Source organism: Sphingomonas sp. CFBP 13733 (assembly GCF_014841795.1).
GTDB lineage: Bacteria > Pseudomonadota > Alphaproteobacteria > Sphingomonadales > Sphingomonadaceae > Sphingomonas > Sphingomonas aerolata.
The window spans coordinates 843,282-865,687 of record NZ_JACYUP010000003.1 but is presented as its reverse complement, the minus strand read 5'-3'; the positions used below and the strand labels follow the sequence as shown (position 1 = coordinate 865,687).

20 protein-coding genes and 1 tRNA gene are annotated in these 22,406 nt (G+C 67.5%); 10 read left to right on the top strand and 11 right to left on the bottom strand.

All coding sequences use genetic code 11. The annotated features are described in order from the left end of the window. Nucleotides 1-64: 64 nt before the first annotated feature. Nucleotides 65-1,309, bottom strand: coding sequence for a histidine--tRNA ligase (hisS, locus tag IFT71_RS12580; RefSeq protein WP_192141166.1), 1,245 nt, complete (start codon nt 1,307-1,309; stop codon nt 65-67). A 49-nt stretch (nt 1,310-1,358) separates the two neighbouring features. Between hisS and IFT71_RS12575 the strand changes: the two genes are divergently transcribed. The 3 genes from IFT71_RS12575 (at nt 1,359) to ppa (ending at nt 4,815) form a co-directional block, all read left to right on the top strand. Continuing rightward, a complete protein-coding gene (locus IFT71_RS12575) occupies nt 1,359-2,021 on the top strand; it encodes a DUF1345 domain-containing protein (RefSeq protein WP_192141165.1) in 663 nt (220 codons plus the stop codon). A gap of 224 nt (nt 2,022-2,245) precedes the next feature. Next, entirely contained in the window at nt 2,246-4,159 is a 1,914-nt protein-coding gene (locus IFT71_RS12570; RefSeq protein ID WP_192141163.1) for a M61 family metallopeptidase, read from the top strand. A 77-nt stretch (nt 4,160-4,236) separates the two neighbouring features. Further along, the gene (gene ppa / locus IFT71_RS12565; protein WP_031393175.1) at nt 4,237-4,815 is read left to right on the top strand and encodes an inorganic diphosphatase; all 579 of its coding nucleotides are present in this window, start codon (nt 4,237-4,239) and stop codon (nt 4,813-4,815) included. Nucleotides 4,816-4,940: 125 nt separating this feature from the next. Here ppa and egtD read toward each other — a convergent pair whose 3' ends face one another. The 4 genes from egtD to IFT71_RS12545 all read right to left on the bottom strand — a co-directional run bounded on the left by egtD (nt 4,941) and on the right by IFT71_RS12545 (nt 8,076). Next, a complete protein-coding gene (gene egtD, locus IFT71_RS12560; RefSeq protein ID WP_192141161.1) occupies nt 4,941-5,918 on the bottom strand; it encodes an L-histidine N(alpha)-methyltransferase in 978 nt (325 codons plus the stop codon). Next, on the bottom strand, nt 5,918-7,120 hold the full coding sequence (gene egtB / locus IFT71_RS12555) for an ergothioneine biosynthesis protein EgtB (protein ID WP_446740762.1): 1,203 nt from the start codon (nt 7,118-7,120) through the stop codon (nt 5,918-5,920). The genes egtD and egtB overlap by 1 nt, the downstream gene beginning before the upstream one ends. Before the next feature lie 142 nt (nt 7,121-7,262). Continuing rightward, nucleotides 7,263-7,829 carry a cob(I)yrinic acid a,c-diamide adenosyltransferase gene (locus IFT71_RS12550; RefSeq protein WP_031395689.1) on the bottom strand — a complete coding sequence of 189 codons (567 nt, stop codon included), beginning with the start codon at nt 7,827-7,829 and terminating at the stop codon, nt 7,263-7,265. 19 nt (nt 7,830-7,848) lie between these two features. Further along, entirely contained in the window at nt 7,849-8,076 is a 228-nt protein-coding gene (locus IFT71_RS12545; RefSeq protein ID WP_031395690.1) for a twin transmembrane helix small protein, read from the bottom strand. Nucleotides 8,077-8,213: 137 nt separating this feature from the next. On the opposite strand from IFT71_RS12545, the gene IFT71_RS12540 reads away from it, so the two are divergent. After that, nucleotides 8,214-9,689, top strand: coding sequence for a S41 family peptidase (locus IFT71_RS12540; RefSeq protein WP_244654884.1), 1,476 nt, complete (start codon nt 8,214-8,216; stop codon nt 9,687-9,689). A 110-nt stretch (nt 9,690-9,799) separates the two neighbouring features. Here IFT71_RS12540 and gluQRS read toward each other — a convergent pair whose 3' ends face one another. Further along, nucleotides 9,800-10,678, bottom strand: a complete 879-nt coding sequence (gene gluQRS, locus IFT71_RS12535; RefSeq protein WP_192141157.1) for a tRNA glutamyl-Q(34) synthetase GluQRS — start codon at nt 10,676-10,678, stop codon at nt 9,800-9,802. A 74-nt stretch (nt 10,679-10,752) separates the two neighbouring features. Here gluQRS and IFT71_RS12530 point away from each other — a divergent pair, with 74 nt between their 5' ends. From IFT71_RS12530 to ppc, 3 genes are all read left to right on the top strand, one after another. Beyond that, nucleotides 10,753-11,319, top strand: coding sequence for an HNH endonuclease (locus tag IFT71_RS12530; RefSeq protein ID WP_031440448.1), 567 nt, complete (start codon nt 10,753-10,755; stop codon nt 11,317-11,319). 37 nt (nt 11,320-11,356) lie between these two features. Further along, on the top strand, nt 11,357-11,734 hold the full coding sequence (locus IFT71_RS12525) for an EF-hand domain-containing protein (RefSeq protein WP_056409745.1): 378 nt from the start codon (nt 11,357-11,359) through the stop codon (nt 11,732-11,734). Nucleotides 11,735-11,839: 105 nt separating this feature from the next. Next, nucleotides 11,840-14,533, top strand: a complete 2,694-nt coding sequence (gene ppc / locus IFT71_RS12520; RefSeq protein ID WP_192141155.1) for a phosphoenolpyruvate carboxylase — start codon at nt 11,840-11,842, stop codon at nt 14,531-14,533. A 93-nt stretch (nt 14,534-14,626) separates the two neighbouring features. Here the strand turns inward: ppc and IFT71_RS12515 are convergent, their stop codons facing one another. The 3 genes from IFT71_RS12515 to IFT71_RS12505 all read right to left on the bottom strand — a co-directional run bounded on the left by IFT71_RS12515 (nt 14,627) and on the right by IFT71_RS12505 (nt 17,803). Further along, nucleotides 14,627-15,025 carry an acyl-CoA thioesterase gene (locus tag IFT71_RS12515; RefSeq protein WP_192141153.1) on the bottom strand — a complete coding sequence of 133 codons (399 nt, stop codon included), beginning with the start codon at nt 15,023-15,025 and terminating at the stop codon, nt 14,627-14,629. Continuing rightward, nucleotides 15,022-15,585: a VTT domain-containing protein gene (locus IFT71_RS12510; RefSeq protein WP_192141151.1), complete on the bottom strand. Its 564-nt coding sequence runs from the start codon at nt 15,583-15,585 to the stop codon at nt 15,022-15,024. The genes IFT71_RS12515 and IFT71_RS12510 overlap by 4 nt, the downstream gene beginning before the upstream one ends. A gap of 169 nt (nt 15,586-15,754) precedes the next feature. Continuing rightward, on the bottom strand, nt 15,755-17,803 hold the full coding sequence (locus IFT71_RS12505; protein WP_244654883.1) for a S9 family peptidase: 2,049 nt from the start codon (nt 17,801-17,803) through the stop codon (nt 15,755-15,757). A gap of 285 nt (nt 17,804-18,088) precedes the next feature. Here IFT71_RS12505 and IFT71_RS12500 point away from each other — a divergent pair, with 285 nt between their 5' ends. Continuing rightward, nucleotides 18,089-19,900, top strand: a complete 1,812-nt coding sequence (locus tag IFT71_RS12500; RefSeq protein WP_192141147.1) for an aminopeptidase P family protein — start codon at nt 18,089-18,091, stop codon at nt 19,898-19,900. Nucleotides 19,901-19,905: 5 nt separating this feature from the next. Here the strand turns inward: IFT71_RS12500 and IFT71_RS12495 are convergent, their stop codons facing one another. Continuing rightward, the gene (locus tag IFT71_RS12495; protein ID WP_168427513.1) at nt 19,906-20,055 is read right to left on the bottom strand and encodes a hypothetical protein; all 150 of its coding nucleotides are present in this window, start codon (nt 20,053-20,055) and stop codon (nt 19,906-19,908) included. An 89-nt stretch (nt 20,056-20,144) separates the two neighbouring features. Here IFT71_RS12495 and IFT71_RS12490 point away from each other — a divergent pair. After that, nucleotides 20,145-20,219: transfer RNA gene (locus IFT71_RS12490), tRNA-Thr, on the top strand. A 168-nt stretch (nt 20,220-20,387) separates the two neighbouring features. Further along, nucleotides 20,388-20,528 carry a hypothetical protein gene (locus tag IFT71_RS21215; RefSeq protein WP_206757450.1) on the top strand — a complete coding sequence of 47 codons (141 nt, stop codon included), beginning with the start codon at nt 20,388-20,390 and terminating at the stop codon, nt 20,526-20,528. Nucleotides 20,529-20,627: 99 nt separating this feature from the next. Here IFT71_RS21215 and IFT71_RS12485 read toward each other — a convergent pair whose 3' ends face one another. Next, a complete protein-coding gene (locus tag IFT71_RS12485; protein WP_192141145.1) occupies nt 20,628-22,388 on the bottom strand; it encodes a hypothetical protein in 1,761 nt (586 codons plus the stop codon). Nucleotides 22,389-22,406 lie beyond the last annotated feature (18 nt).

Sequence of the window (22,406 nt, the reverse complement as noted above, 5' to 3'; positions counted from 1 at the left end):
CAGGGTGACCGGGCGCAGCCCTCATGGCGCTGGATCCCGGCCTGAGCCGGGATGACGGGGAGGCTCAACGCAGCGCCTCCGCCAGATCGGCGAACGCGACCTCGGTCTGCGTGCCGGTCGCGAGCGCTTTCACCGCGCCGACGCCCTTGGCGAGCTCGTCATCGCCGAGAATGATCGCAAACCGCGCGCCGAGCGCATCCGCCTTCGCCATCCGCGCCTTCATCTTGCCCTTATACGCCATCTCGACCGCCACGCCCGCACGCCGCAGGTCCGCAACGATGCCGGTCGCGCGCGCTTCGGCCGCGGCACCCATCGGCACGACCACCGCATCGATCCCCGCCGCCGCCGGCTCCTCCAGCAGCATCGCCAGCCGCTCGACCCCCGCCGCCCAGCCGACACCCGCCGTCTCGGGCCCGCCGAGCGACCCGATCAACCCGTCATAGCGCCCACCGGCCAGCACCGTCCCCTGCGACCCCAGCCGATCGGTCACGAATTCGAACGCGGTGTGCCGGTAATAATCGAGCCCGCGGACCAGCCGCGCATTGCGCTCCCACGCGACGCCCGCGGCATCGAGCCCGGCGGTCACCGCGTCGAAGAACGCGCGCGCCTCGGGCGTCAGATACGCGTCGATATCGGGCGCGCTGTCCGCGATCGGGCGGTCCTTCGGGTCCTTCGAATCGAGGATCCGCATCGGATTCTTCTCGAGCCGCGTGAGGCTGTCCTCGGACAGCTCGTCGCGATGCGCCTCGAAATGCGCGACCAGCGCCGCGCGCCACGCCTCACGCGTCTCGGCATCGCCCAAAGTGTTCAGCTGCAGCGTCACCCCGTCCGCAATGCCGAGTTCGCGCAGCAGCTGGTCCGCCAGCACCAGCAGTTCGACGTCCGCCGCGGGCTCCGCCGCACCGATCACCTCGGCGTCGATCTGGTGGAACTGCCGGAACCGCCCCTTTTGCGGGCGCTCGTAGCGGAACACCGGACCGCTCGTCGTGATCTTCAGCGGCGCGAACTGCTGCCACCCCTCGGTCAGATAGGCACGCGCGATCCCGGCGGTGAATTCGGGCCGCAGCGTCAGCGAATCCCCGCCGCGGTCCTCGAACGTGTACATCTCCTTCGACACGACATCGGTCGTCTCGCCGAGCGAGCGCGCGAACACCGCGGTGGATTCGAACACCGGGATGTCGATCCGCTGAAAGCAATACAGCGCACGCACGCGTTCGAAGGTGCTGAGAACATGCGCGAAACGGCGCTGCTCGTCGCCGAAGATGTCCTGAGTGCCGCGGATGCGACGCGGGGTTTCTGTTCTGGCCATGATGCGCGCGTATCTAGGCGACGTGCCCGCGAAGCGCTAGCGCCGTCACATGAGCAACGACGTCCGCTATTGGGGGCTCGGCCGGCGCATCGCCCCGCCGCGCTTCGTGCTGTTCGCATGCGTCTTCGCGATCGGCCTCGTCGCGCTGATCCCCCCGTTCGGACTCGGGCTGGGGCTGGGCCGCGGCACGATGGCGGCGTTCGATATCGCCGCGGTCCTGTTCCTCGCCACCGTCGCGACCTTGTTCGGCAACGCCACCGCGGAGCGGATGCGGCGCTATGCGGACGAGAACGACGCCAACCGCGCGGTGCTGCTGGCGTTCAGCGGGACGATCCTGATCGTCGTGCTCGTCGCGGTGGCGAAGGAATTGCAGGGCAAGACCGATCTCGTCGCGATCCTGATCTCGGTCGCGACGCTCGTGCTCGCCTGGCTGTTCTCGAACATGGTCTACACGCTGCATTACGCGCATCTGTTCTACAGCGACGCCGCGGATGGCAGCGACGCGGGCGGGCTGGATTTCCCCTCCTGCGCCGAGCCCGATTACTGGGACTTCGCCTATTTCGCCTTCACGCTCGGCATGACCTTCCAGACCTCCGACGTCGAGATCACGTCGCGGCGCGTGCGCAAGGTCGCGCTCGGCCAGTGCATGGCCGCGTTCGTCTTCAACATCGGCGTGCTCGCCTTCACCATCAACGTGCTCGGCAGCAGCTGACCCTGCCCCTTCCGTCATCCTGACGAAAGTCAGGATCCAGAGCCATAAACACCACCGCCCGTAACCCTGGATCCTGACGTTCGTCAGGATGACGGCGCATGTGGCAAAGCGCGACGCACCAAACGCCTGCGACGCGAAACTATACCCCCCGGCAAAGGGCTGGACGACTGCCCTTTCTGCCGCTTACACCTTGACCATCGTCTCTCTGCCGGAAGGCCTTTTCCTTGATCCGCAAGCTTCTCGTCGCATCCCTGCTCGCGTCTGCACTTCCCGCGGTCGCGCAAGTCCCCGCCGGCAACACCGCACCACAGCCGGTGCCGTTCGTCGACACGATCCCCGCCGCACAGGACACGCCCTATCCCGGCACGATCCTGCTCGACATCGACGCGACCGACACCGAGCGCGGCATCTTCCGCGTCAAGGAGACGATCCCCGTCGCCAAATCGGGCAAGATGGCGCTGCTCTTCCCGAAATGGCTGCCCGGCAACCATGCGCCACGCGGCGAGATCGAGAAGCTCGCCGGGCTGGTGATCCGCGCGAACGGCCGGATCCTGCCCTGGACGCGCGATCCGGTCGACGTCTACGCCTTCCACATCGACGTCCCCGCGGGCACCAGACAGCTCGACGCGACCTTCCAGTTCATCTCCGCGACCAAGGCGGACCAGGGCCGTGTCGTCATGACCCCGACGATGATCAGCCTCCAGCCGAACTCGGTCAGCCTCTATCCCGCCGGCTATTATACGCGTCAGATCCCGGTGAAGATGACCGTCACCTACCCGACCGGCTGGACCGCCGCGGGTGCGGTCCCCGCCAAGGTCTCGGGCGCGACCTATGCCTATGACCGGACCAATTACGAGATCCTCGTCGATTCGCCGATCCTCGCGGGCAAATACGGCAAGGTCTGGCCTTTGAGCCCGAAGGTCGACCTCAACGTCTTCGCCGACACCCCCGACCAGCTCGCCGCCAAGCCCGAACAGATCGACGCGCACAAGCGGCTCGTCGACCAGGCCGCGCGCACCTTCGGCGCCGAGCATTATGATCACTACGAGTTCCTGCTCTCGATCACCGACCAGCTCGGCGGGATCGGGCTCGAACATCATCGCAGCTCGGAAAACGGCGTCCGCCCCGGCTATTTCACCGAATGGGAGATGGGCGCGTCGGCGCGCAACCTGTTGCCGCACGAATTCACGCACAGCTGGGACGGCAAGTTCCGCCGCGGCGCCGACCTGTGGACCCCCGATTTCCGCACGCCGATGCGCAACTCGCTGCTCTGGGTCTATGAGGGCCAGACGCAGTTCTGGGGCTATGTGCTCCAGGCGCGCTCGGGTCTGGTCAGCAAGCAGGACACGCTCGACGGCTATGCCTCGATTCTGGGCACCTACGACACCGCGCAGGGTCGCCAGTGGCGCCCGCTGATCGACACCACCAACGATCCGGTCATCTCGTCGCGCCGTCCCAAGGGCTGGACCAGCTGGCAGCGGTCGGAGGATTACTACAATGAAGGGCTGATGGTCTGGATGGAGGTCGACGCGATGCTCCGCCAGAAGTCGGGCGGCACCAAGTCGATCGACGATTTCGCGCGAGCCTTCTTCGGCATCCGCAACGGTGACTATGGCGAGGTCACCTATACGTTCGACGACGTCGCCAAGACGCTCAACGGGATCCTGCCCTATGACTGGGCCGGCTTCCTCACCACGCGGCTGACCGAGACGGGCAAGCCCGCGCCGATCAACGGCTTTGCGATGAACGGCTACAAGCTGGTCTATGGCCCCGTGCAGAGCCCGTATCTGAAGCAGGCGGAGAAGAGCCGCGGCACCGATGTCAGCTATTCGCTGGGCTTGGTGATGAACAAGGACGGCGTCGTGACTGCCTCGATCTGGGACAGCCCCGCGTTCCGCGCCGGGATCGACGTCGGCACCGAAATCGAGGCGGTCAACGGCGAGTCCTACTCGTCGGACCGCATGAAAGCGGCAATTCTGGCGGCCCAGGGCACAAAGCTGCCGATCCGTCTGACTGTAAAAAACAACGAGCGATTCCGCGACGTCTCGCTCGATTACCATGACGGCCCGCGCTATCCGCGGCTCGAGAAGGTCGGTACAGGTGACGGCGGACTGGACAAGTTGCTGATGCCGCGCTGACAGTTCCGATATTTTTCCGGTGCCGGCCGCCTCCCCAAGGGGAAGCGGCCGGCACCGCCATTTCTGAAAGGACCGCCATGCGTATCGACCTCATCCCGACGGGCAAGAACCCGCCCGAAGACCTGAACGTCATCATCGAAGTCCCGACCGGCGGCGAGCCCGTGAAGTACGAGTTCGACAAGGCATCGGGCGCGCTGTTCGTCGACCGCATCCTGCACACGCCGATGCGCTACCCCGCGAACTACGGCTTCGTGCCGCACACGCTCAGCCCCGATGGCGACCCGCTCGACGCGCTCGTGATCGCGCGCTCGCCGTTCATCCCGGGCTGCGTCGTCCGCGCGCGCCCGATCGCGGTGCTCAACCTCGAGGACGAGGCCGGCGGCGACGAGAAGCTCGTCTGCGTCCCCGTCAACGACGTGTTCCCCTATTATTCGAACGTCGGCGGCCGTGCCGACGTGCCCGAGATCGTGTTCGAGCAGATCGAGCATTTCTTCACCCACTATAAGGACCTCGAGAAGAAGAAGTGGGTCCGCGTCGGCAAGTGGGGCGATGCCGAGGAAGCCAAGCGCATCACGATCGAGGCGATCGAGCGCTACGAAGAGGCCAAGAAGCAGGGCGACGAGCCCATGAACGCGGACGACGCCGCAGGCCGCTGATCACAAGCGACCGAAGTCGAAGCGGCGCGCACCCGGCGCGCCCTTCGACTGCGCTCAGGGCGAACGGGGCCGCGAAACACCAAACCCCGTTCGTGCTGAGCGAAGTCGAAGCACCTGCCCCGCCCTTACGGCGCCGGCCGCTCCGCCTGCGCTTCCGCCAGATACAGCGAGAACAACCCCGCCGGATCGGTCCACTCGCGGATCGGCGTCCACCCGCCCGACCGCAACAGGATCCGCGCATCGCGTGACCCGTATTTGTGGCTGTTCTCGGTGTGGATCGTCTCGCCCGCGGCGATATCGAACGGCCGCCCCTCGATCGTGAATGCGGCGTCGCGCTGCGCCTCGAGATGCATCTCGATCCGCGCGCGGTCATCGTTCCACACCGCCTTGTGCCGGAACGCCTCGACCGGCACGTCGGCGTCGAGCTCGCGGTTGATCCGCTCGAGCAGGTTCATGTTGAACGCCGCGGTCACGCCCTGCGCATCGTCATAGGCCGGGACCAGCACCGCCGGATCCTTGATCCGGTCCATCCCGATCAGCAGCATCGCGCCAATCCCGAGCGACGCGCGCATCGCCTTCAACAGGTCGACCGCCATCAGCGGGATCATGTTACCGATCGTCGACCCCGGAAAGAAGCCGAGCTTGGGCGTGTCCGCGATCGTCTTCGGCAATGCCAGCGGCCGCATGAAATCCGCCTCGAACGGCAGGACCAGCAGCTCGGGGAACTGCGCCGCGAGCACGCGCGACGATTCGCGCAGGAAATCGCCCGAGATATCGATCGGCACATAGACCGACGGCGCCACCGCGCTCAGCAGGATCGGCGTCTTGCTCGACGACCCCGACCCGAATTCGACCACCGCACGTCCTGCACCGGCAATCTCGGCGACCTCGGGACAGGCGGTCTCGAGGATCGAACGCTCGGTCCGCGTCGGATAATATTCGGGCAGGTCGGTGATCGCCTCGAACAGCTCCGACCCGCGCCGGTCGTAGAACCAGCGCGCCGGAATCGCGCGCGGCCGCCGTTCCAGCCCGGCGAGCACGTCCGCCCGGAAGGCGGGGTCGGCCAGGCTCTGCTCGCCGTCTTCGATTTCACGCTTCAACATCAGATATCCTTGGCGAGCCGGACGCCGGTGAACTGCCAGCGCTGGTGCGGGTAGAAGAAATTGCGGTAGCTCGCGCGCGCATGGCCGCGCGGCGTCGCGCAGCTCCCGCCGCGCAGCACGAACTGCCCGCTCATGAACTTGCCGTTATACTCGCCGACCGCGCCCTCGACCGCGCGGAAGCCGGGATAGGGGCGATAGGCGCTGCCCGTCCATTCCCAGACGTCGCCGAAAAAGGCCGGGTCGCCGGCGCGTGCCGGCCGCGGCTCGACCGGGCCCGCCGCATCCATCTGATTGCCGCCATCACCGGCATAGTCCGCCGCGACGGCCTCCCATTCGGCCTCGGTCGGCAGCCGCGCGCCCGCCCAGCTGGCATAGGCGTCCGCCTCGTAGAAGCTGACATGCGTCACCGGCGCCGCCGGATCGATCGCGCGCCGCCCGTCGAGTCCGAACCGCGTCCAGCCGCCGTCGCGTTCTTCCCAGTACATCGGCGCGACGATGCCCTCCGCCTTCACCCAGGCCCAGCCATCGGCGAGCCAGTGGCGCGGCTCGCTATAGCCGCCATCGGCAATGAACGCCGCCCATTCGCCATTGGTCACCGTCCGGTCGGCGATCGCGTGGCGCGCGAGCAGCGTGTCGTGTCGCGGCGTCTCGCAATCGAACGCGAAGCCGTCACCGTCATGCCCCATCCGCGCGATCCCGGCGTCGCGCTCGATCCAGCCGATCGCGCCCGGCATCTCGACCGGCACCTTGCGCGGCGCGGCCCAGACCGCGGGCTCGAGCGGGTTTTCCGAAAACAAATGGAGGATGTCGGTCACCAGCAATTCCTGGTGCTGCTCCTCGTGATGGCACCCCAGCGCCACCAGTTCGCGCGCCGCCTCGGGCAGATCGGGCAGCGCCGCGATCAGCGCCGCATCGACATGCGCGCGGTAGGCGCGGACTTCGTCGAGCGTCGGCCGCGTGATCATCCCGCGCCGGTCGCGCGCATGCCGCCGCCCTTCCGCCTCGTAATAGCTGTTGAACAGGAACGGGAAGCGTTCGTCGTGCAGCCGGTAGCCCGCGACATGATCGCGCAGCACGAACGTCTCGAAGAACCAGCTGGTATGCGCGAGATGCCATTTGGTCGGCGACGCGTCGGGCATCGACTGCACCGTCGCATCCGCATCCGACAACGGCGCGGCCAGCGCGATCGACAGATCGCGCACGGCAGCGAAGCGCCGACCGAGCGCGTCCGTGTCAGGCAGGGTCGCGGGATTATGGGTGGGGACGGGGTTCGGCATCGACTGTCCTCGTGCGGGCGATGCACGCGGCACGGCCCCTTATAAAAGGATGCAGCGATACGGAGCGCTATCCGCGCGTTGCCCCCGGTCGCCAAAGAACGTCGCTCGCCCCGTTTTGGTTCACCGCACGCGCGGCGACGAACAGGAAATCCGACAGGCGGTTAACATACGCTAATGCCAATGGATTGATCGGGTCGTCGACCGCGACCACCGCGCGCTCGGCGCGGCGCGTGATCGCGCGCGCGAGATGCAGCGCTGCGGCGCCCGGCGATCCGCCCGGCAGGATGAAGCTGGTCAGCGGCGCCATCTGTGCGGTCATCGCGTCGATCTCGCCTTCGAGCCGCTCGACTTGCGAACCGATGATCCGCAGCGTCATTTCCGACGGCGCGAAATCCTCGCCCGGCGTCGCGATGTCCGCGCCGAGATCGAACAGGTCGTTCTGGATCCGCTCGAGCGCTCGGCCGAGCGGATGATCGCCCAGCGCCACCGCGGCGACGCCGATCGCGCTGTTCGCCTCGTCGACATCGCCGATCGCCTGCATCCGCGGGCACGCCTTGGACACGCGCGACCCGTCGACCAGCCCCGTGGTCCCCGCGTCGCCGGTCCGCGTGTAGATCTTGTTCAGCTTCACCATGACGTTACGCCCTTCGGGCTCAGGTCCGGCCCGCGGCGAACAGGATCAGAACGACGATCAGGATCGCGATCGCCTGAAAGAAGATGCGCTGCTGCATCATCCGGTTCGATTTCAACGATGCGGCGCTCGGCCCCCCGTCCTTCACCTGCGCCGACTGGTCCTGCAGGAACGTCACCACCCCGCGCACCAGAGCAACGAGCGTCGCGATCATCGCCGCGATCAGGAGGATGACGAGGAAGGTGTTCATGACGACAATCTAGGCATGCGCGCCCCGCCCCGCAATGGCCGTTCCGCCGGTCGCCGGACAAGCCTCGAAACGGGCGGAATTCTACGCTGACAGCCCCGATCTTCCCGGCTAGCATCGTGACAAATGGGGGAATGAGTATGCGTAACGGACGGATCGGCGCCAGCCTGGCGATGCTGGCTATGTTGAGTGCGTGCGGCGGAGACTCCGGCGCGGTGTCGGGATCAACCGGCGGTACGCCCGGGGTGTCCACCCCGACCACCGGCACGACCACCCCGACGACCGTCGCGGGGTGCAGCCTGCGTGAGCGGCAGGACTGGGCCGCGGCGCAGCTGCGCGAATGGTATCTCTTCCCCGAGACGCTGCCCGCCAGCCTCGACCCGACACCCTATACGACCGTTGACAGCTATATCGACGCGCTCACCGCGACCGCGCGCGGCCAGCGCCGCGACCGCTATTTCACTTACCTGACGTCGATCAAGGAGGAGGACGCCTATTATGAGGCGGGGTCCAATGCCGGTTTCGGCTTCCGTCTCGGCATCGATGGCAGCGGGCGGCGCGCTTATGTCATCGAATCCTTCGAAGGCGGCGCGGCGCTGGCGGCGCAGGTCGATCGCGGTGCCGAAATCGTCGCGATCGGGACCAACGCCAACACGCTGCGGACCGTCAGCGCGATCTTCGCCGCAGAGGGCAGCGCGGGCGTCTCGACCGCGCTCGGCCCGGACACGGTCGGCACCAGCCGCGTGCTGCAGATCCGCGACGCGCAGGGCACGCGCGACATCACGCTGACCAAGACCGATTTCGCGCTGCTCCCGGTCTCGAGCCGCTACGGCGCGAAGGTCATCAGCGATGGCGGGCGCAACTATGGCTATATCAACCTCCGGACGTTCATCTCGACCGCCGACCCCGCGCTGCGCGCCGCCTTTGCCAGCTTCCGCGCGCAGAACGTTACCGATATCGTCATCGACCTGCGCTATAATGGCGGCGGGCTGATCTCGATCGCAGAGCTGATGACCGACCTGCTCGGTCGCAACCGCGCGACCTCCGAAGTGTCGAGCTACACCACCTTCCGCACCGAAAAATCCGCCAACAACACGACGCGCTTCTTCGCGCCGCAGCCCGAATCCATCGCGCCGACGCGCGTCGCGTTCATCGGCACGGGCGGGACCGCCTCGGCGAGCGAACTCGTGATCAACGCGATGATCCCCTATCTGCACAGCGCTGCCGGGCTGATCGGCACCAACACCTATGGCAAGCCCGTCGGCCAGATCGGGCTCGACCGCGCCGCCTGCGACGACCGTCTGCGCGTGGTCGCGCTGTCGACGCAGAACGCCGCACGCCAAGGCGCCTATTATGACGGGCTCGCCGGCACGGTCGAGGCGAGCTGCCGGGCCGAGGATGACATCCGCTATCCGCTCGGCGACCCGCGCGAAGCCTCGACGCGGCAGGCGATCGACTTCCTCGCCGGCCGCAGCTGCCTGCCCGTCACTGCGACCGCGGCGACCGCGTCGGCCCGCACCAGCACGCCCACGCCGACGACCGACCTCCCCACGCGCGCGCTGCTCATCCCCGACCACCCCACCACCCCGCAACGCGAAGTCCCCGGCCTCTATTGATCCGTACGGCGCGACGGGGCCGGGTCACCCCACCCACCCCGTCACCCTGACGAAAGTCAGGGCCCAGAGCCAAACACGCCGCACGTCGGAACCCTGGGTCCTGACGTTCGTCAGGATGACGGCACGTGGTGAGCATCCTCCGCCAGCATCGCCCGCACCCCCGCCGCGACCTTAAGCCCGTCCTCCCCCCGTTCGCGCATGGCCGCGAGCGAGGGCGCGCCGGTGCGCTTGGCCAGCCGCGCACCATCCGCCCCCAGCATCAGCGGATGATGATGATAGCGCGGCGTCGGCAGCCCCAGCAGCGCCTGCAACAGCCGGTGCACGTCGGTCGCCGCGAACAGGTCGTCGCCGCGCACCACGTCGGTGACGCCCTGCGCCGCATCGTCGAGCGTCACCGCGAGATGATAGCTGGCGGGCGCATCCTTGCGCGCGAGCACCACATCGCCCTGCGCCGCCGGATCGGCACGCACCGTCCCCGCGCGCGCATCCGCCCAGTCGAGCGGTCCCGTCACGCTGAGCGCCGCTACCATGCCGAGCCGCCAGCAATGCGCCTCCCCCATCCGCGCCGCGACCTCCGCGGGCGCCAGCCGCCGGCACGTCCCCGGATAGACCGCGCCCTCGCCCTCATGCGGCGCCGACAGGCTCGCCGCGATCTCCGCCCGCGTGCAGAAACACGGATAGAGCAGCCCGCGCGCGTTCAAGCCATCGAGCGCCGCCTGATAGGATGCGAGCCGCGCCGACTGGTAGGACAGATCGTCCCAGTCCAGCCCCAGCCAGCGAAGATCCTCCACGATTCCCGCAACATGCTCGGGCCGGCTGCGGCCCATGTCGATATCCTCGATCCGCAGCAGGAACCGCCCGCCCCGCGCCCGCGCGAAATCATGCGCGCGGATCGCCGACAGCGCATGGCCAAGGTGCAGCCGCCCCGTCGGACTGGGCGCGAACCGCGTCGTGACGAATTCCGCGCTGTTCACTGGACTTGACCCCATGTCCCGCGCCGTGCTGTCATGACCCTGTCATGCCGGTGCGCGAAAGCGCGTCCGGGACTTTTGTGGGAGGAGCCGTGTTTCACCCCGACCTGATACGCCACCCGGATGGATGTCCGGCGCTCGTGCTCAACGCCGATTATACGCCGCTCTCCTATTATCCGCTCAGCGTCTGGCCCTGGCAGACCGCCGTGAAGGCCGTCTTCCTCGATCGCGTCGATATCGTCGCCAATTACGAACGCGAGGTGCGCAGCGCCAGTTTCGCGCTCAAGCTCCCGTCGGTGATCGCGCTCAAGCAATTCGTCAAACCGTCGCAATTTCCCGCCTTCACCCGTTTCAACCTGTTCCTGCGCGACAAGTTCACCTGCCAATATTGCGGCAAGCTGCGCGATCTCACCTTCGACCATGTCATTCCCCGCGCGCAAGGCGGGCGGACCACCTGGGAAAATGTCGTCACCGCCTGTGCGCCGTGCAACCTCAAAAAGGGCGGGCGCACCCCGCGTCAGGCCGCGATGCCGCTGCATCTCGAGCCGATCCGCCCGACCAACTGGCATCTGCACGAACATGGCCGCAGCTTCCCGCCGAATTATTTGCACGAAACCTGGCATGATTGGCTCTACTGGGACATTGAACTCGAAGCGTGACCGTCCGGCCGCGCAGCATTGTGCGGGAGACGGGTCGATGCGGGTGATGATGGGTGTGATCGCGGCGGGACTGATCGTCGCGGGGTGCGGCGACAAGGACGCGCAGCGCGCAGAGGCGGATGCCGGCGCGGTCGGCTTCGTGCCCCCCTCGGTCACCTCGCGGCTCGATTTCGGCGCCAGCATGGAACGGCGCTTCCGCACGCTCGACCGCAACGCCGATGATCGCATCACCAAGGACGAGCTGCCCTCCCCCAATGCACGGATCAAGGCGTTCGACCGCAACAAGGACGGCGTGATCACCGAGGTCGAGTGGAGCGAAGGCACGCTGCGATGGTTCGACCGGATGGATCTGAACCACGACGGCACCGTCACCTCCGAAGAGCGCGCCGAAGCCCGCAAGCGCGAGGGGCGGTGATCGCCTGTAACTTTATGTCCTGACCCCACGCCTTCAGACGCGGATTTCATCGCCGATTGCGGGTTCGGCGGTTGACCTGATCCCTGTCGCAGCGCAGCAAGGCGCATGGCCAGTCTTCCCGCAATCGCGAACAATTCCGACATCCGTTTCCTCGGCACGCTGCTCGGCGACGTCATCCGCAGCTATGGCGGACCGCGTCTGTTCGAGGCGACCGAGACGATCCGCAAGGCCTCGGTCGAGCGTCACCGCGGCCTCGCCGAGGGCCGGACCGACGATCACGCCGCGGTCGATCTCAGCCTCGAAAAGCTCAGCCTCGACGAGACGCTCGATTTCGTTCGCGGCTTCATGCTGTTCTCGATGCTCGCCAATCTGGCCGAGGACCGGCAGGGGATCGCGGCCGAACACGGCGCCGACCTCGCCTCCGCGATCGCGCAGCTCGAAGCCGAGGGGATCGACCGGACGCAGGTCCGCGCGCTGCTCGACCATGCGCTGATCGTCCCCGTGCTCACCGCGCACCCGACCGAGGTGCGGCGCAAGAGCATGATCGACCACCGCAACCGCATCGCCGAGCTGCTCGCGCTGCGCGATGCGGGTCGCGACACCACCCCCGATGGCGACCGGGTCGACGACGCGATCCTGCGCCAGATCGCATTGCTGTGGCAGACGCGCGTGCTGCGCCGCGACCGGCTCTACGTCACCGACGAGGTCGATACCGCGCTCAGCTATCTGCGCGACGTCTTCCTCCCCGCCTTGCCCGCGCTCTATCAGCGCTGGGACCGCGCGCTTGGCGAACGTACGCCGAGCTTCCTCAAGCCCGGCAGCTGGATTGGTGGCGACCGCGACGGCAACCCCTATGTCACCGCCGATTCGCTCAAGACCGCGCTCGCCCGCGCGAGCGAGGCGGTGCTCGGCTATTATTGCCAGGCGGTCCACGCGCTCGGTGCCGAGCTGTCGATCTCGACCGAGCACGCCGTCGCCGACCCCGCGGTCGAGGCGCTGGCTGCGGCAAGCGGCGACGACGCCACCAGCCGCGCCGACGAACCCTATCGCCGCGCCTTGTCGGGGATCTATGCGCGCCTCGCCGCGACGCACCAGAAACTGACCGGCAAGGCCGCGCCGCGTCCCGGCCGCCTCACCGGCGCGCCCTATGCCAGCCCGGCCGATCTGCGCGCCGATCTCGTCACGCTCGCGCACGGGCTCGGCACCGCGCTCAAGACCGGCGGCGCGCTCGGCCGGCTGATCCGCGCGGTCGAGACGTTCGGCTTCCACCTCGCCACGCTCGACCTGCGCCAGAACAGCGCGGTCCATGAACGCGTCGTCGCCGAACTGCTCAAGGTGTCGGGCGTCGAGGCGGACTATCTCGCGCTCGACGAGGCGGCGCGCGTCGCGCTGCTCCGCCGCGAACTCGCCAATGCGCGCCCGCTCACCACCCGCTTTGCCGCGTACAGCGACGAGACCGCGGGCGAACTCGCGATCCTCCAGGCTGCCGCCGACGCGCATGCCGCCTATGGCCCCGCCTGCATCACCAATTACATCGTCTCGATGGCGCAGTCGGTCAGCGACCTGCTCGAGGTGAACCTGCTGCTGAAGGAGGTCGGGCTCTACCGCCCCGGCGACACGCCGACCGCCGCGATCATGGCGGTGCCGCTGTTCGAGACGATCGGCGATCTCGAGGCCGCGCCCGCGGTCATGACCGCCTGGTTCGCGCTGCCCGAGATCGCGACGATCGCCAAGGCGCGCGGTCATCAGGAGGTGATGATCGGCTATTCGGACAGCAACAAGGATGGCGGCTACCTCACCTCCACCTGGCAATTGTCCAAGGCGTCGACCGCGCTCAGGCCGGTGTTCGAGCAGGCGGGCGTCGGCATGCAGCTGTTCCACGGCCGCGGCGGCGCGGTCGGGCGCGGCGGCGGCTCGGCCTTCGCGGCGATCCGCGCACAGCCCGGCGGCACCGTGCAGGGCCGCATCCGCATCACCGAACAGGGCGAGGTGATCGCCGCCAAATACGGCACGCGCGACGCCGCGATGACCAATCTGGAGGCGATCGCCTCGGCCACGTTGCTCGCCAGCCTCGAACCCGAACGCCTGTCGAACGCCGACACCACGCGCTTCTGCGCCGCGATGGACTGGCTCAGCGACACCGCGTTCCACAGCTATCGCGACCTCGTCTACGGCACGGTCGGTGGCGACGAGCGCGGCTTTCGCACCTTCTTCCGCCAGATGACGCCGATCGCCGAGATCGCCGGTCTCAAGATCGGCAGCCGTCCCGCCAGCCGCACCAAGTCCGACCGGATCGAGGATCTGCGCGCCATCCCCTGGGTGTTCAGCTGGGCGCAGGCGCGCGTCATGCTCCCCGGCTGGTACGGCGTCGGCCAGGCGCTCGCCGGGTTCGAGGACAAGGCGCTGCTGCGCGACATGGCGCAGGGCTGGCCACTGTTCGCCTCCGCGCTCGCCAATCTGGAGATGGTGCTGGCCAAGTCCGACATGGCGATCGCCGCACGCTATGCCGGGCTGGTCGAGGATCCGGCGCTGCGCGACACCGTCTTCGGCCGGATCCGCGACGGCTGGCAGCAGACGCATGACGGGCTGCTCGACGCGACCGGCCAGTCGCGCCTGCTCGAAAAGCACCCCGCGCTCGAGGCGTCGATCCGCCTCCGCCTGCCCTATATCGAGCCGCTCAACCTGCTCCAGATCGAACTCATCAAACGCCGCCGCGCCGGCGAAGAGGATGCGCGCATCGGTGAAGGCATCCTCCTCTCGATCAACGCCATCGCCACCGGCCTGAGAAACTCAGGCTAACTCCCTCTCCCCTCAGGGGAGAGGGAAGGGGCCCGCGGCCCTTGCCGCGGGAAGGGTGAGGGCAAGTGAGGCTAAAACCCTCACCCAAACCCCTCAGCCCGCCGCACCAAAAAACGGCGCCGCAATCTCCGGCCGCACCCGCAGCAACCGCCCGCTCGCCCGGTCGAGCAGCGCCCAGGTCGTCACCGCCTCCAGCTTCACGCGCCCGTCGTCGCCGACGAACCGCACATGCCGGTCGAACCGCGCACCCTTCGGCCCGCCCTCGACCCAGGTCTCGCCGGTCACCGTCTCGCCCGCGACCACGCTGCCGCGATAGTCGATCTCGTGCCGCGTCACGACCCAGACATAGGCGGCCTTGTGCTCGGCGGGCGCGACCGCCTCCCAATGCGCGGTCGCGATCCGCTGAATCCACTGGACCCAGACCGCATTGTTGACGTGCCCCAGCTCGTCGATATCCGCCTCGGCCGCGGTGATCGTCATTGTGAAGGTCATAGGCTGCGCTCCCGCCATTTTCGCCACGCGAACCAGCCGCCGCCGACCAGCAGCAGTGCCGCCGCGCCGAGCAGGATCAGCCGCCCGGTGCCGATCCGCCCCAGCATCTCCTCGATGACGTTGCCGAACGCATAGCCGATCGCGCTGAACACACAGCCCCACACGATCGCCGCGGCGAGGTTCACCGCCAGGAACAGGCGCTGCGAAATCCGGCTCGTCCCGATCGCGATCGGGCTGACCGTGCGGATCCCGTAGACGAAGCGATAGGCGAAGATGAACCGCCGCGGATAGCGTTCGAGCAGGTCGATCGCGCGGGCATAGGCCGACCGCCGCCGGATCGCCGCAACGGGGCGCGATTCGCGGAAATACCGCCCGCCCGCAAAGAACAGCTGGTCCGCGACGAACGACCCGATTACCGCCGCCGCCATCGCGCCCGCCAGCGACACCAGCCCCTGATGTGCCAGCACCCCGCCCGTCACCACCGCCGCCTCCCCCTCGACCCCCGCCCCCAGAAAAATCGCAACGACGCCGTACCGCGCCACCAACGCCTCGATCGTCACGCGGCAAGCAGTCCTTGGTCACATGAAGGCGCGAAGGCGCAAAGAAGGGTGGTTCGCGCAGAGGCGCAGAGGACGCTGAGAATGGTGTGCATCTTCTCTCTGCGTCCTCCGCGTCTCCGCGCGAAAACTCTAAATCTTCGCGCCTTCGCGCCTTCGCGCGAACCAAGAATCATCCCGCGACGCCCAATTGCCACAGCACGAACGCATGCTCCTCCGCCGCCTCGCGCAGCGACTCGAACCGGCCCGACTTGCCGCCATGCCCCGCGCCCATGTTCGTCTTGAGCAGCAGGACATTGTCGTCGGTCTTCATCAGCCGCAGCTTGGCCGCCCATTTCGCCGGCTCCCAATAGGTTACGCGCGGATCGTTCAGCCCGCCGCTGATGAACATCGGCGGATAGGCCTGCGCCTTGACGTTGTCGTACGGCGAATAGGAGCGGATCAGCGCGAACGCCGCCGGATCCTCGATCGGATTGCCCCATTCGGGCCATTCCCCCGGCGTCAGCGGCAGCTCGGCATCGAGCATCGTGTTGAGCACGTCGACAAACGGCACGTCGGCGATCACCGGGCCCCAGAGCGCGGGGTCGGAATTGACCACCGCCCCCATCAGCTCGCCGCCCGCAGACCGCCCCGCGATCGCGATCCGCCCCGCAGACGTCCACTTCGCGTCGACCAGCGCCTTGGCCACATCGACGAAATCGTTGAACGTGTTCTCGCGCTTCTCCAGCTTGCCGTCGAGGTACCATTGCTGGCCAAGGTCATCGCCGCCGCGGATATGCGCGATCGCATAGGCGAAGCCGCGGTCGAGCAGACTCATCCGCCCGGTCGAGAAGCCCGGCGGGATCGCATAGCCGTAAGCGCCATAGGCATAGAGGAACACAGGCGCCGACCCGTCGCGCACGAACCCCGCCGGATAGACGATCGACACCGGGATCTCGGTGCCGTCGCGTGCGGTGATCTTCAGCCGCTCGGTCGCGTATTTCGCCGCGTCGTAACCGCTCGGGATCTCCTGCACCTTGAGCATCGTCCGCTCACCGGTATCGACGTCATAGTCGTACACCGTCCCCGGCGTGACCATCGACTCATAGCCGAGCCGCAGCACGGTCATGTCATATTCGGGATTATCGCCGAGCCCGGCGACATAGCTCGCCTCGGGAAACTCGATCCGCTTGCCCTCGGTCGGCGTCTCGTACCGGTGGATCGCGATCTGATCGAGCCCGTCCTCGCGCCCGTCGACCACGAAAAAGTCCTGATAGCACTCCACCCCGGTCATGTAGAAAGTCGGGCTCGCGGGGATCAGCTCGGTCCAGGCACCCGGCTCCTCGACCAGCGCGGTACACAGGCGGAAGTTCGGATCGACGTCGTTGGTGTGGATGAACAGCGTGCCGTCATGCTCGTCGACGTCATATTCGCGGCCCACTTTCCGCGCGGACACCAGGATCGGCACCGCCAGCGGCTCGTGCGCGGGCAGCAGGTAGATCTCGCTCGTCACATGGTCGCTCGTCGCGATCACGATCCACTTGCGCGAACTCGTCTCGCCGACGCCGACGCGGAAGCCCTCGTCCTCCTCGTGGAACAGCACGACGTCGTCCGCGATCGGCGTCCCCAGCCGGTGGAACCGCGCATTGTCAGTCCGCCACTGCTCGTTCGCCAGGCCGTAGAGGAAGCCCGCATCGTCCGCAGTCCACACGATCTCGCTCAGCATCCCCGGGATGACGTCGGGCAGATGCTCGCCGGTGTTCAGGTCCTTGACCCGGACCTCGAACCGCTCGCTGCCATTGTCGTCGATCGCATAGGCGAGATAGCGCCCGTCATTGCTGACCGAGAACGCGCCGAGCCGGAAATATTCATGCCCCTCGGCCAGCGCGGGCTCGTCGAGCAGCAGCTCGTCGGGACCGCCCGCAACGGGCTTGCGCCACCATTTCTTGTACTGGCCGCCGGTCTCGTAGGCGGTCCAGTAAAGCCAGTCGCCGTCCTTTTGCGGGACCGAGGATTCGTCCTCCTTGATCCGCGCCTTCATCTCTTCGTACAAAGTGTCGGTCAGCGCCTTGTGCGGCGCCATCTGCGCCTCGAAATAGGCGTTCTCGGCGGCGAGATACGCCAGCACGTCCGCGTCATCGACCTCGGGATAGTTGGGATCCTTCAGCCACGCATAGGGATCTTCGATCGTCACGCCATGCGCGGTGAAGCTGTGCGGCCGCTGCTCGGCACGCGGCGGCATGGATGGGGTCTCGGGCGAAGAGATGGCAGGGGAATTCATGGTCATCCCCCCTGTTACCGCCCCGACGACCGGAAGCCAACGCACCACGCCCCCTCCCCGCAAGCAAACCCCGCTGTCCTACACGCCGCGTTTCTGTCACAACACGCGCCATGCCCTGTCCCGGCCCCAATCGCCCGCACACGCCCCGCCCGCGCGGCACCCGACCGGCCCGCTGGACCTGACAAAGCCGCATTTTTTGCTGCCAGCGTCTCAACATTCACAACATTCAGATCGACGAAAGCCCCGATGACCCGATCCAGCCCGACCCGACTCACCGCCCTGCGCGCCCATCTCGCCGCCGCCGGCCTCGACGGCTTCGTCGTCCCGCTGACCGACGAGCATATGAGCGAATATGTCGGCGGCTATGCGCAGCGGCTCGGCTGGCTGACCGGGTTCCAGGGCTCGGCGGGCAGCGCCGCGGTGCTCGCCGACCGCGCCGCGATCTTCACCGATGGCCGCTACACGCTCCAGGTCCGCGAACAGGTCGATGGCGATCACTGGGAATACGCCCCCGTGCCGCAGACCAGCGTCGCCGCCTGGCTCGGCACCCACGTCACCGAGGGCGCGCGGATCGGCTATGACGCGTGGCTGCACACCAGCGCCTGGGTCGCCGAAGCGAGCGCGGTGCTCGCCGATCGCGGGGCTGAGCTCGTCGCGGTCGACGCCAACCCGATCGACGCGATCTGGACCGACCGCCCCGCGCCCTCGCCCGCCAGGATCACCATCCAGCCAGACGCGTTCGCCGGCGCCTCGTCCGCCGAAAAACGCGCGCGGATCGCCGACTGGCTCGCCGAACAGCGCGCCGACGCGGTCGTGCTCTCCGCGCTCGATTCGATCGCCTGGACGCTCAACATCCGCGGCGACGACGTCAGCCACACCCCCGTCGCGCTCAGCTATGCGATCGTCGGCGCCGACGGCACCACCGACCTGTTCGTCGCACCCGAAAAGCTCGACGACACCGTCCGCCAGCATCTCGGCAACGCGGTCCGCGTCCATGACCGCACCGCGTTCCAGCCCGCGCTGCGCAACTATGCGGGCAAGCGCGTCGCCGCCGACCCCGAACGCGCCGTCGCCGCGATTTCCGACGCACTGATCGCGGGCGGGGCCAAGGTGCTCGCGCTGCGCGATCCCGTCGTGCTCGCCAAGGCGCTCAAGAACCCGGTCGAGATCGCCGGCCACCGCGCCGCCTCGGTCCGCGACGGCGCCGCGCTCGCGCGCTTCCTGCGCTGGGTCGAGACCGACTGCGCCGACGGCAGCGAGACCGAATTGTCCGCCACCGCGAAGCTGCTCGCCTTCCGCGAGGCGACCGGGCTGCTGAAGGACACGTCGTTCGACACGATCTCCGCGACCGGCGCGCACGGCGCCAGCCCGCACTACCACTGCACCGAAGAGTCGAACGTCCCCCTCGAGCCCGGCCAGCTCTATCTGGTCGATTCGGGCGGGCAATATGCCGACGGCACCACCGACGTGACGCGCGTCATGCCGATCGGCGCGCTGGCACCCGAACAGGGCAAGGAGATCCGCGACCGCTTCACCCGCGTGCTCAAGGGCCATATCGCGATCGCGACCGCGGTCTTCCCCGACGGCACGCTTGGCGGCCAGATCGACGCGTTCGCACGGCGTCCGCTCTGGGAGGCGGGGCTCGATTTCGCGCACGGCACCGGTCACGGCATCGGCGCCTATCTGGCGGTGCACGAGGGACCACAGCGGATCGCCTCGCCCAACTACCCCGGCGGCGCGGCGATGGAGCCGCTGCGTGCGGGCATGATGCTGTCGAACGAGCCCGGCTATTACAAGGCGGGCGAATACGGCATCCGGATCGAGAATCTGCTGCTGATCGAACCGCGCACGATTCCCGGCGCGGACCGCGCGATGCTCGGCTTCGAGACGCTGACCTTCTGCCCGATCGAGCGCACGCTGATCGAACCCTCGCTGCTCACCCAGCCCGAACTCGCGTGGCTGAACGCCTATCACGCGCAGGTGCTGGACACGCTCTCGCCCGAAATGACCGGCGACGACCTCGCCTGGCTCCAGGCAAAATGCGCGCCGATCGGCTGACCGCCTCAGTCCACAGGCGGCTCATCCGTAGGGGGAGCCGCGGCGGGCTCGGCCGCCGCGGCACGCGCCTGCGCCTTGCGACGGCGCAGATTCTCGCGCAGCGCGGCGGCCATGCGGGCCGCTTTTTCCGCCGCTTTTTCATCGTTCGATTGCATAATAACGCCCTACATCGTCGCGCGACGCCTTGACAATCGTCCCGCCCTCGTCTCTTAGCCCCACTCCGCCGACAGCGATGTCGACGAGTGCTGCCGTAGCTCAGTGGTAGAGCGCATCCTTGGTAAGGCTGAGGTCGTGAGTTCAATCCTCACCGGCAGCACCAGCTTTTTTGACGTTGACCCTTTAGGGGTTCGCGTGGGCTACTTTAGCGAACCCCGTCCGAAGGGTTGGACGCGCTAGCCCTGCGTACTAGACAAATACATTAACGTCGGCCTGTCCAACGTCCGGCGGGGAGCTGGCTCCCTACAAGGATTGGAGGGAGCCCCACCGCGTGATCGTCGATCTGAATCGCCCGCGAGGTCATCCATTCATATTCTCTATTTTCTTCCTTGCTGACTTCAGCGTGCCATCGAAGCCGATCAGATCGCCCGCTTTCGCCGACATGATCTCGACGGCCCCGCTGTCAGCATGAGCGCCACCGACAACGGCCAGCGTAGCGTGGTCATCGCTGCGCGCGGCCCAGGATCATGCCGCAGGGCGGCGTGCGATCAAGGCGGAAGCTACCGAGCGCTTACCACCTGACGACGCTCTCGAGTGTGCTGCGGCGGGCCCAACCGAAGACGTCGCGTCTGACGTGCCCCTCCCGATCAAGTCTGGCCTCCAGCGGAGTGGAATGCAGCCCCGTCAGGGCGCTGAGCTCCGCGAGCGTGACGCGGGTGCGGGCCAGACGACGCACCCGTCGCCAGGAGATGAAGCGAGTTCCACCTGGCTTCGGAGATCCCGAAAGACACTGCGCATGCTTCAGCGGAAGGTTCAGCACCTCGGCCGCGTCCCGCTGCGACAGGTCCAGCCCCTTGAGCAGCCGATGCTCACGACCGATGTCGATGCGACGCAGGGTAAGCGCGTCGGCCTGGGAGATCATGATCCTGTCGATCGATGGGCCCGTGCACGCGTATGACATGCGGCCATTCAGGAGACCTGAGAGGATCCGCCCCCAGGGCTTCAGCCCGCCGCCGATGCCGCGTGCGACGCGATGCAGCGGTACGGGGTCCGTCAACGAGTCAGGCGATACGGCCGTGTCCAAGATCCGAGCCGTGAAGCGGGCGAACTCGGCTGCGTGCATCTGAAGGCTCTCGTAGTGGGCGACGACGTACGGGTGGTCCACGGGACCGAGCAGCTTCTCATGGACGAGCTGGGTGACGGCGTACTGCGGCAGGCGCAGCATGATCGATACCTTCGCGGCGCTGACCCTATGCTCGAGAAAGTCGGCGAGCCATTCCATCTCCTGCCGGTCGAGCGTCGGCAGAAGCCTGTTCGCGCGCAGCACGATACGGGTCCTGAGCTGGCCGGCTCGGCGGGCCGCAGCCAGCTTGCTTTCCTCCTGACCCGTCAGGAACGTCGCTTCACGCATACTGATCTGGTCCGGGGGATTCGTGCCGGGAACGGAGCTGATGGGCGCGAGCGCCAGCGCGATCGCATCGTTGACTTGGCGCGGGAGAATGCTGCTGGTCAGTCCGGCCAGATAGTGTCCCGTCCCCTTGTACCGCACGTTAGGCCGGGATACCGCGCGCTCGCCGATGCGGTCGGCGAGTACGTCCAGAAGGCCTTCCGGCCAGCGTCGTACGATCTCGCCGGCCTCCGCGAGAGACGCCGTGTAGCCGGGCAGCTCCTTGGCGGAAGGTCCGTGCCCGCGTCGAGGCTGGAAGCCCTCCCGGGTCACCGGCATGAGGGCGAGAGCCAGCTCGAACACCATGCCGCCGTTCCAGTCCGACAGGCCTGCAGGAAGCCGACGACGGGACCGCTCCCTTGTGGATCGATCGGGATCCAGAAGGCCGATCAGAAACCTCAGGTCATCCCGCAGTGCAGGAGGGACGGTGTCAGCCGGAGTCGCTGCGAGCAGATGGTTGCAGGCGTCGCAGCGGTCCAGACGGTCGGCGCTCTGCCATCGCTGGACCGTTCCGCACATGCAGCGGTCGACGAGATACTGCCACTGCTCGATGCAGCATGGCACCGTCTTGAGGGACCACAGCATGCGGGCATGGGGCGAGGCACCGACAGCCGCGGGGCCGAAGCGGCGGCGTCGGAACACGATTTCATCGGTGCGCACCATCACGCCGTAGGTCTCGACGAAGCCGGGCTCGGACGAGGGTCTGAAGCGCCGAGTGGCAATCTCCTCAACCGGCTGCTTCAGGATCCACGCCAGCGCGACCTCGTCGAGATCCGGCATGACGCCGGCGGTCGGATTATTGGCGTGCGGCGAGCCTACCTGGCGCAGGAGGATGTGCGAGGAAGGCAGAAGGTTCCTCGTCACCGTTCTGGTGACGAGGCTCATGAATCCCTCCCCAGGGAT

Bases quoted from the DNA above. Each gene is read 5' to 3' on its own strand.
- ppa (WP_031393175.1), top strand. From the start codon at position 4,237: ATGCGTATCGACCTCATCCCGACGGGCAAGAACCCGCCCGAAGACCTG.
- IFT71_RS12495 (WP_168427513.1), bottom strand. From the start codon at position 20,055: ATGCAATCGAACGATGAAAAAGCGGCGGAAAAAGCGGCCCGCATGGCC.
- IFT71_RS12485 (WP_192141145.1), bottom strand. From the start codon at position 22,388: ATGAGCCTCGTCACCAGAACGGTGACGAGGAACCTTCTGCCTTCCTCG.
- hisS (WP_192141166.1), bottom strand. From the start codon at position 1,309: ATGGCCAGAACAGAAACCCCGCGTCGCATCCGCGGCACTCAGGACATC.
- IFT71_RS12500 (WP_192141147.1), top strand. From the start codon at position 18,089: ATGACCCGATCCAGCCCGACCCGACTCACCGCCCTGCGCGCCCATCTC.
- IFT71_RS12575 (WP_192141165.1), top strand. From the start codon at position 1,359: ATGAGCAACGACGTCCGCTATTGGGGGCTCGGCCGGCGCATCGCCCCG.
- IFT71_RS12545 (WP_031395690.1), bottom strand. From the start codon at position 8,076: ATGAACACCTTCCTCGTCATCCTCCTGATCGCGGCGATGATCGCGACG.
- IFT71_RS12550 (WP_031395689.1), bottom strand. From the start codon at position 7,829: ATGGTGAAGCTGAACAAGATCTACACGCGGACCGGCGACGCGGGGACC.
- IFT71_RS12540 (WP_244654884.1), top strand. From the start codon at position 8,214: ATGCGTAACGGACGGATCGGCGCCAGCCTGGCGATGCTGGCTATGTTG.
- gluQRS (WP_192141157.1), bottom strand. From the start codon at position 10,678: ATGGGGTCAAGTCCAGTGAACAGCGCGGAATTCGTCACGACGCGGTTC.
- ppc (WP_192141155.1), top strand. From the start codon at position 11,840: ATGGCCAGTCTTCCCGCAATCGCGAACAATTCCGACATCCGTTTCCTC.
- IFT71_RS12515 (WP_192141153.1), bottom strand. From the start codon at position 15,025: ATGACCTTCACAATGACGATCACCGCGGCCGAGGCGGATATCGACGAG.
- IFT71_RS12505 (WP_244654883.1), bottom strand. From the start codon at position 17,803: ATGCCGCCGCGTGCCGAGCAGCGGCCGCACAGCTTCACCGCGCATGGC.
- egtD (WP_192141161.1), bottom strand. From the start codon at position 5,918: ATGTTGAAGCGTGAAATCGAAGACGGCGAGCAGAGCCTGGCCGACCCC.
- IFT71_RS12525 (WP_056409745.1), top strand. From the start codon at position 11,357: ATGCGGGTGATGATGGGTGTGATCGCGGCGGGACTGATCGTCGCGGGG.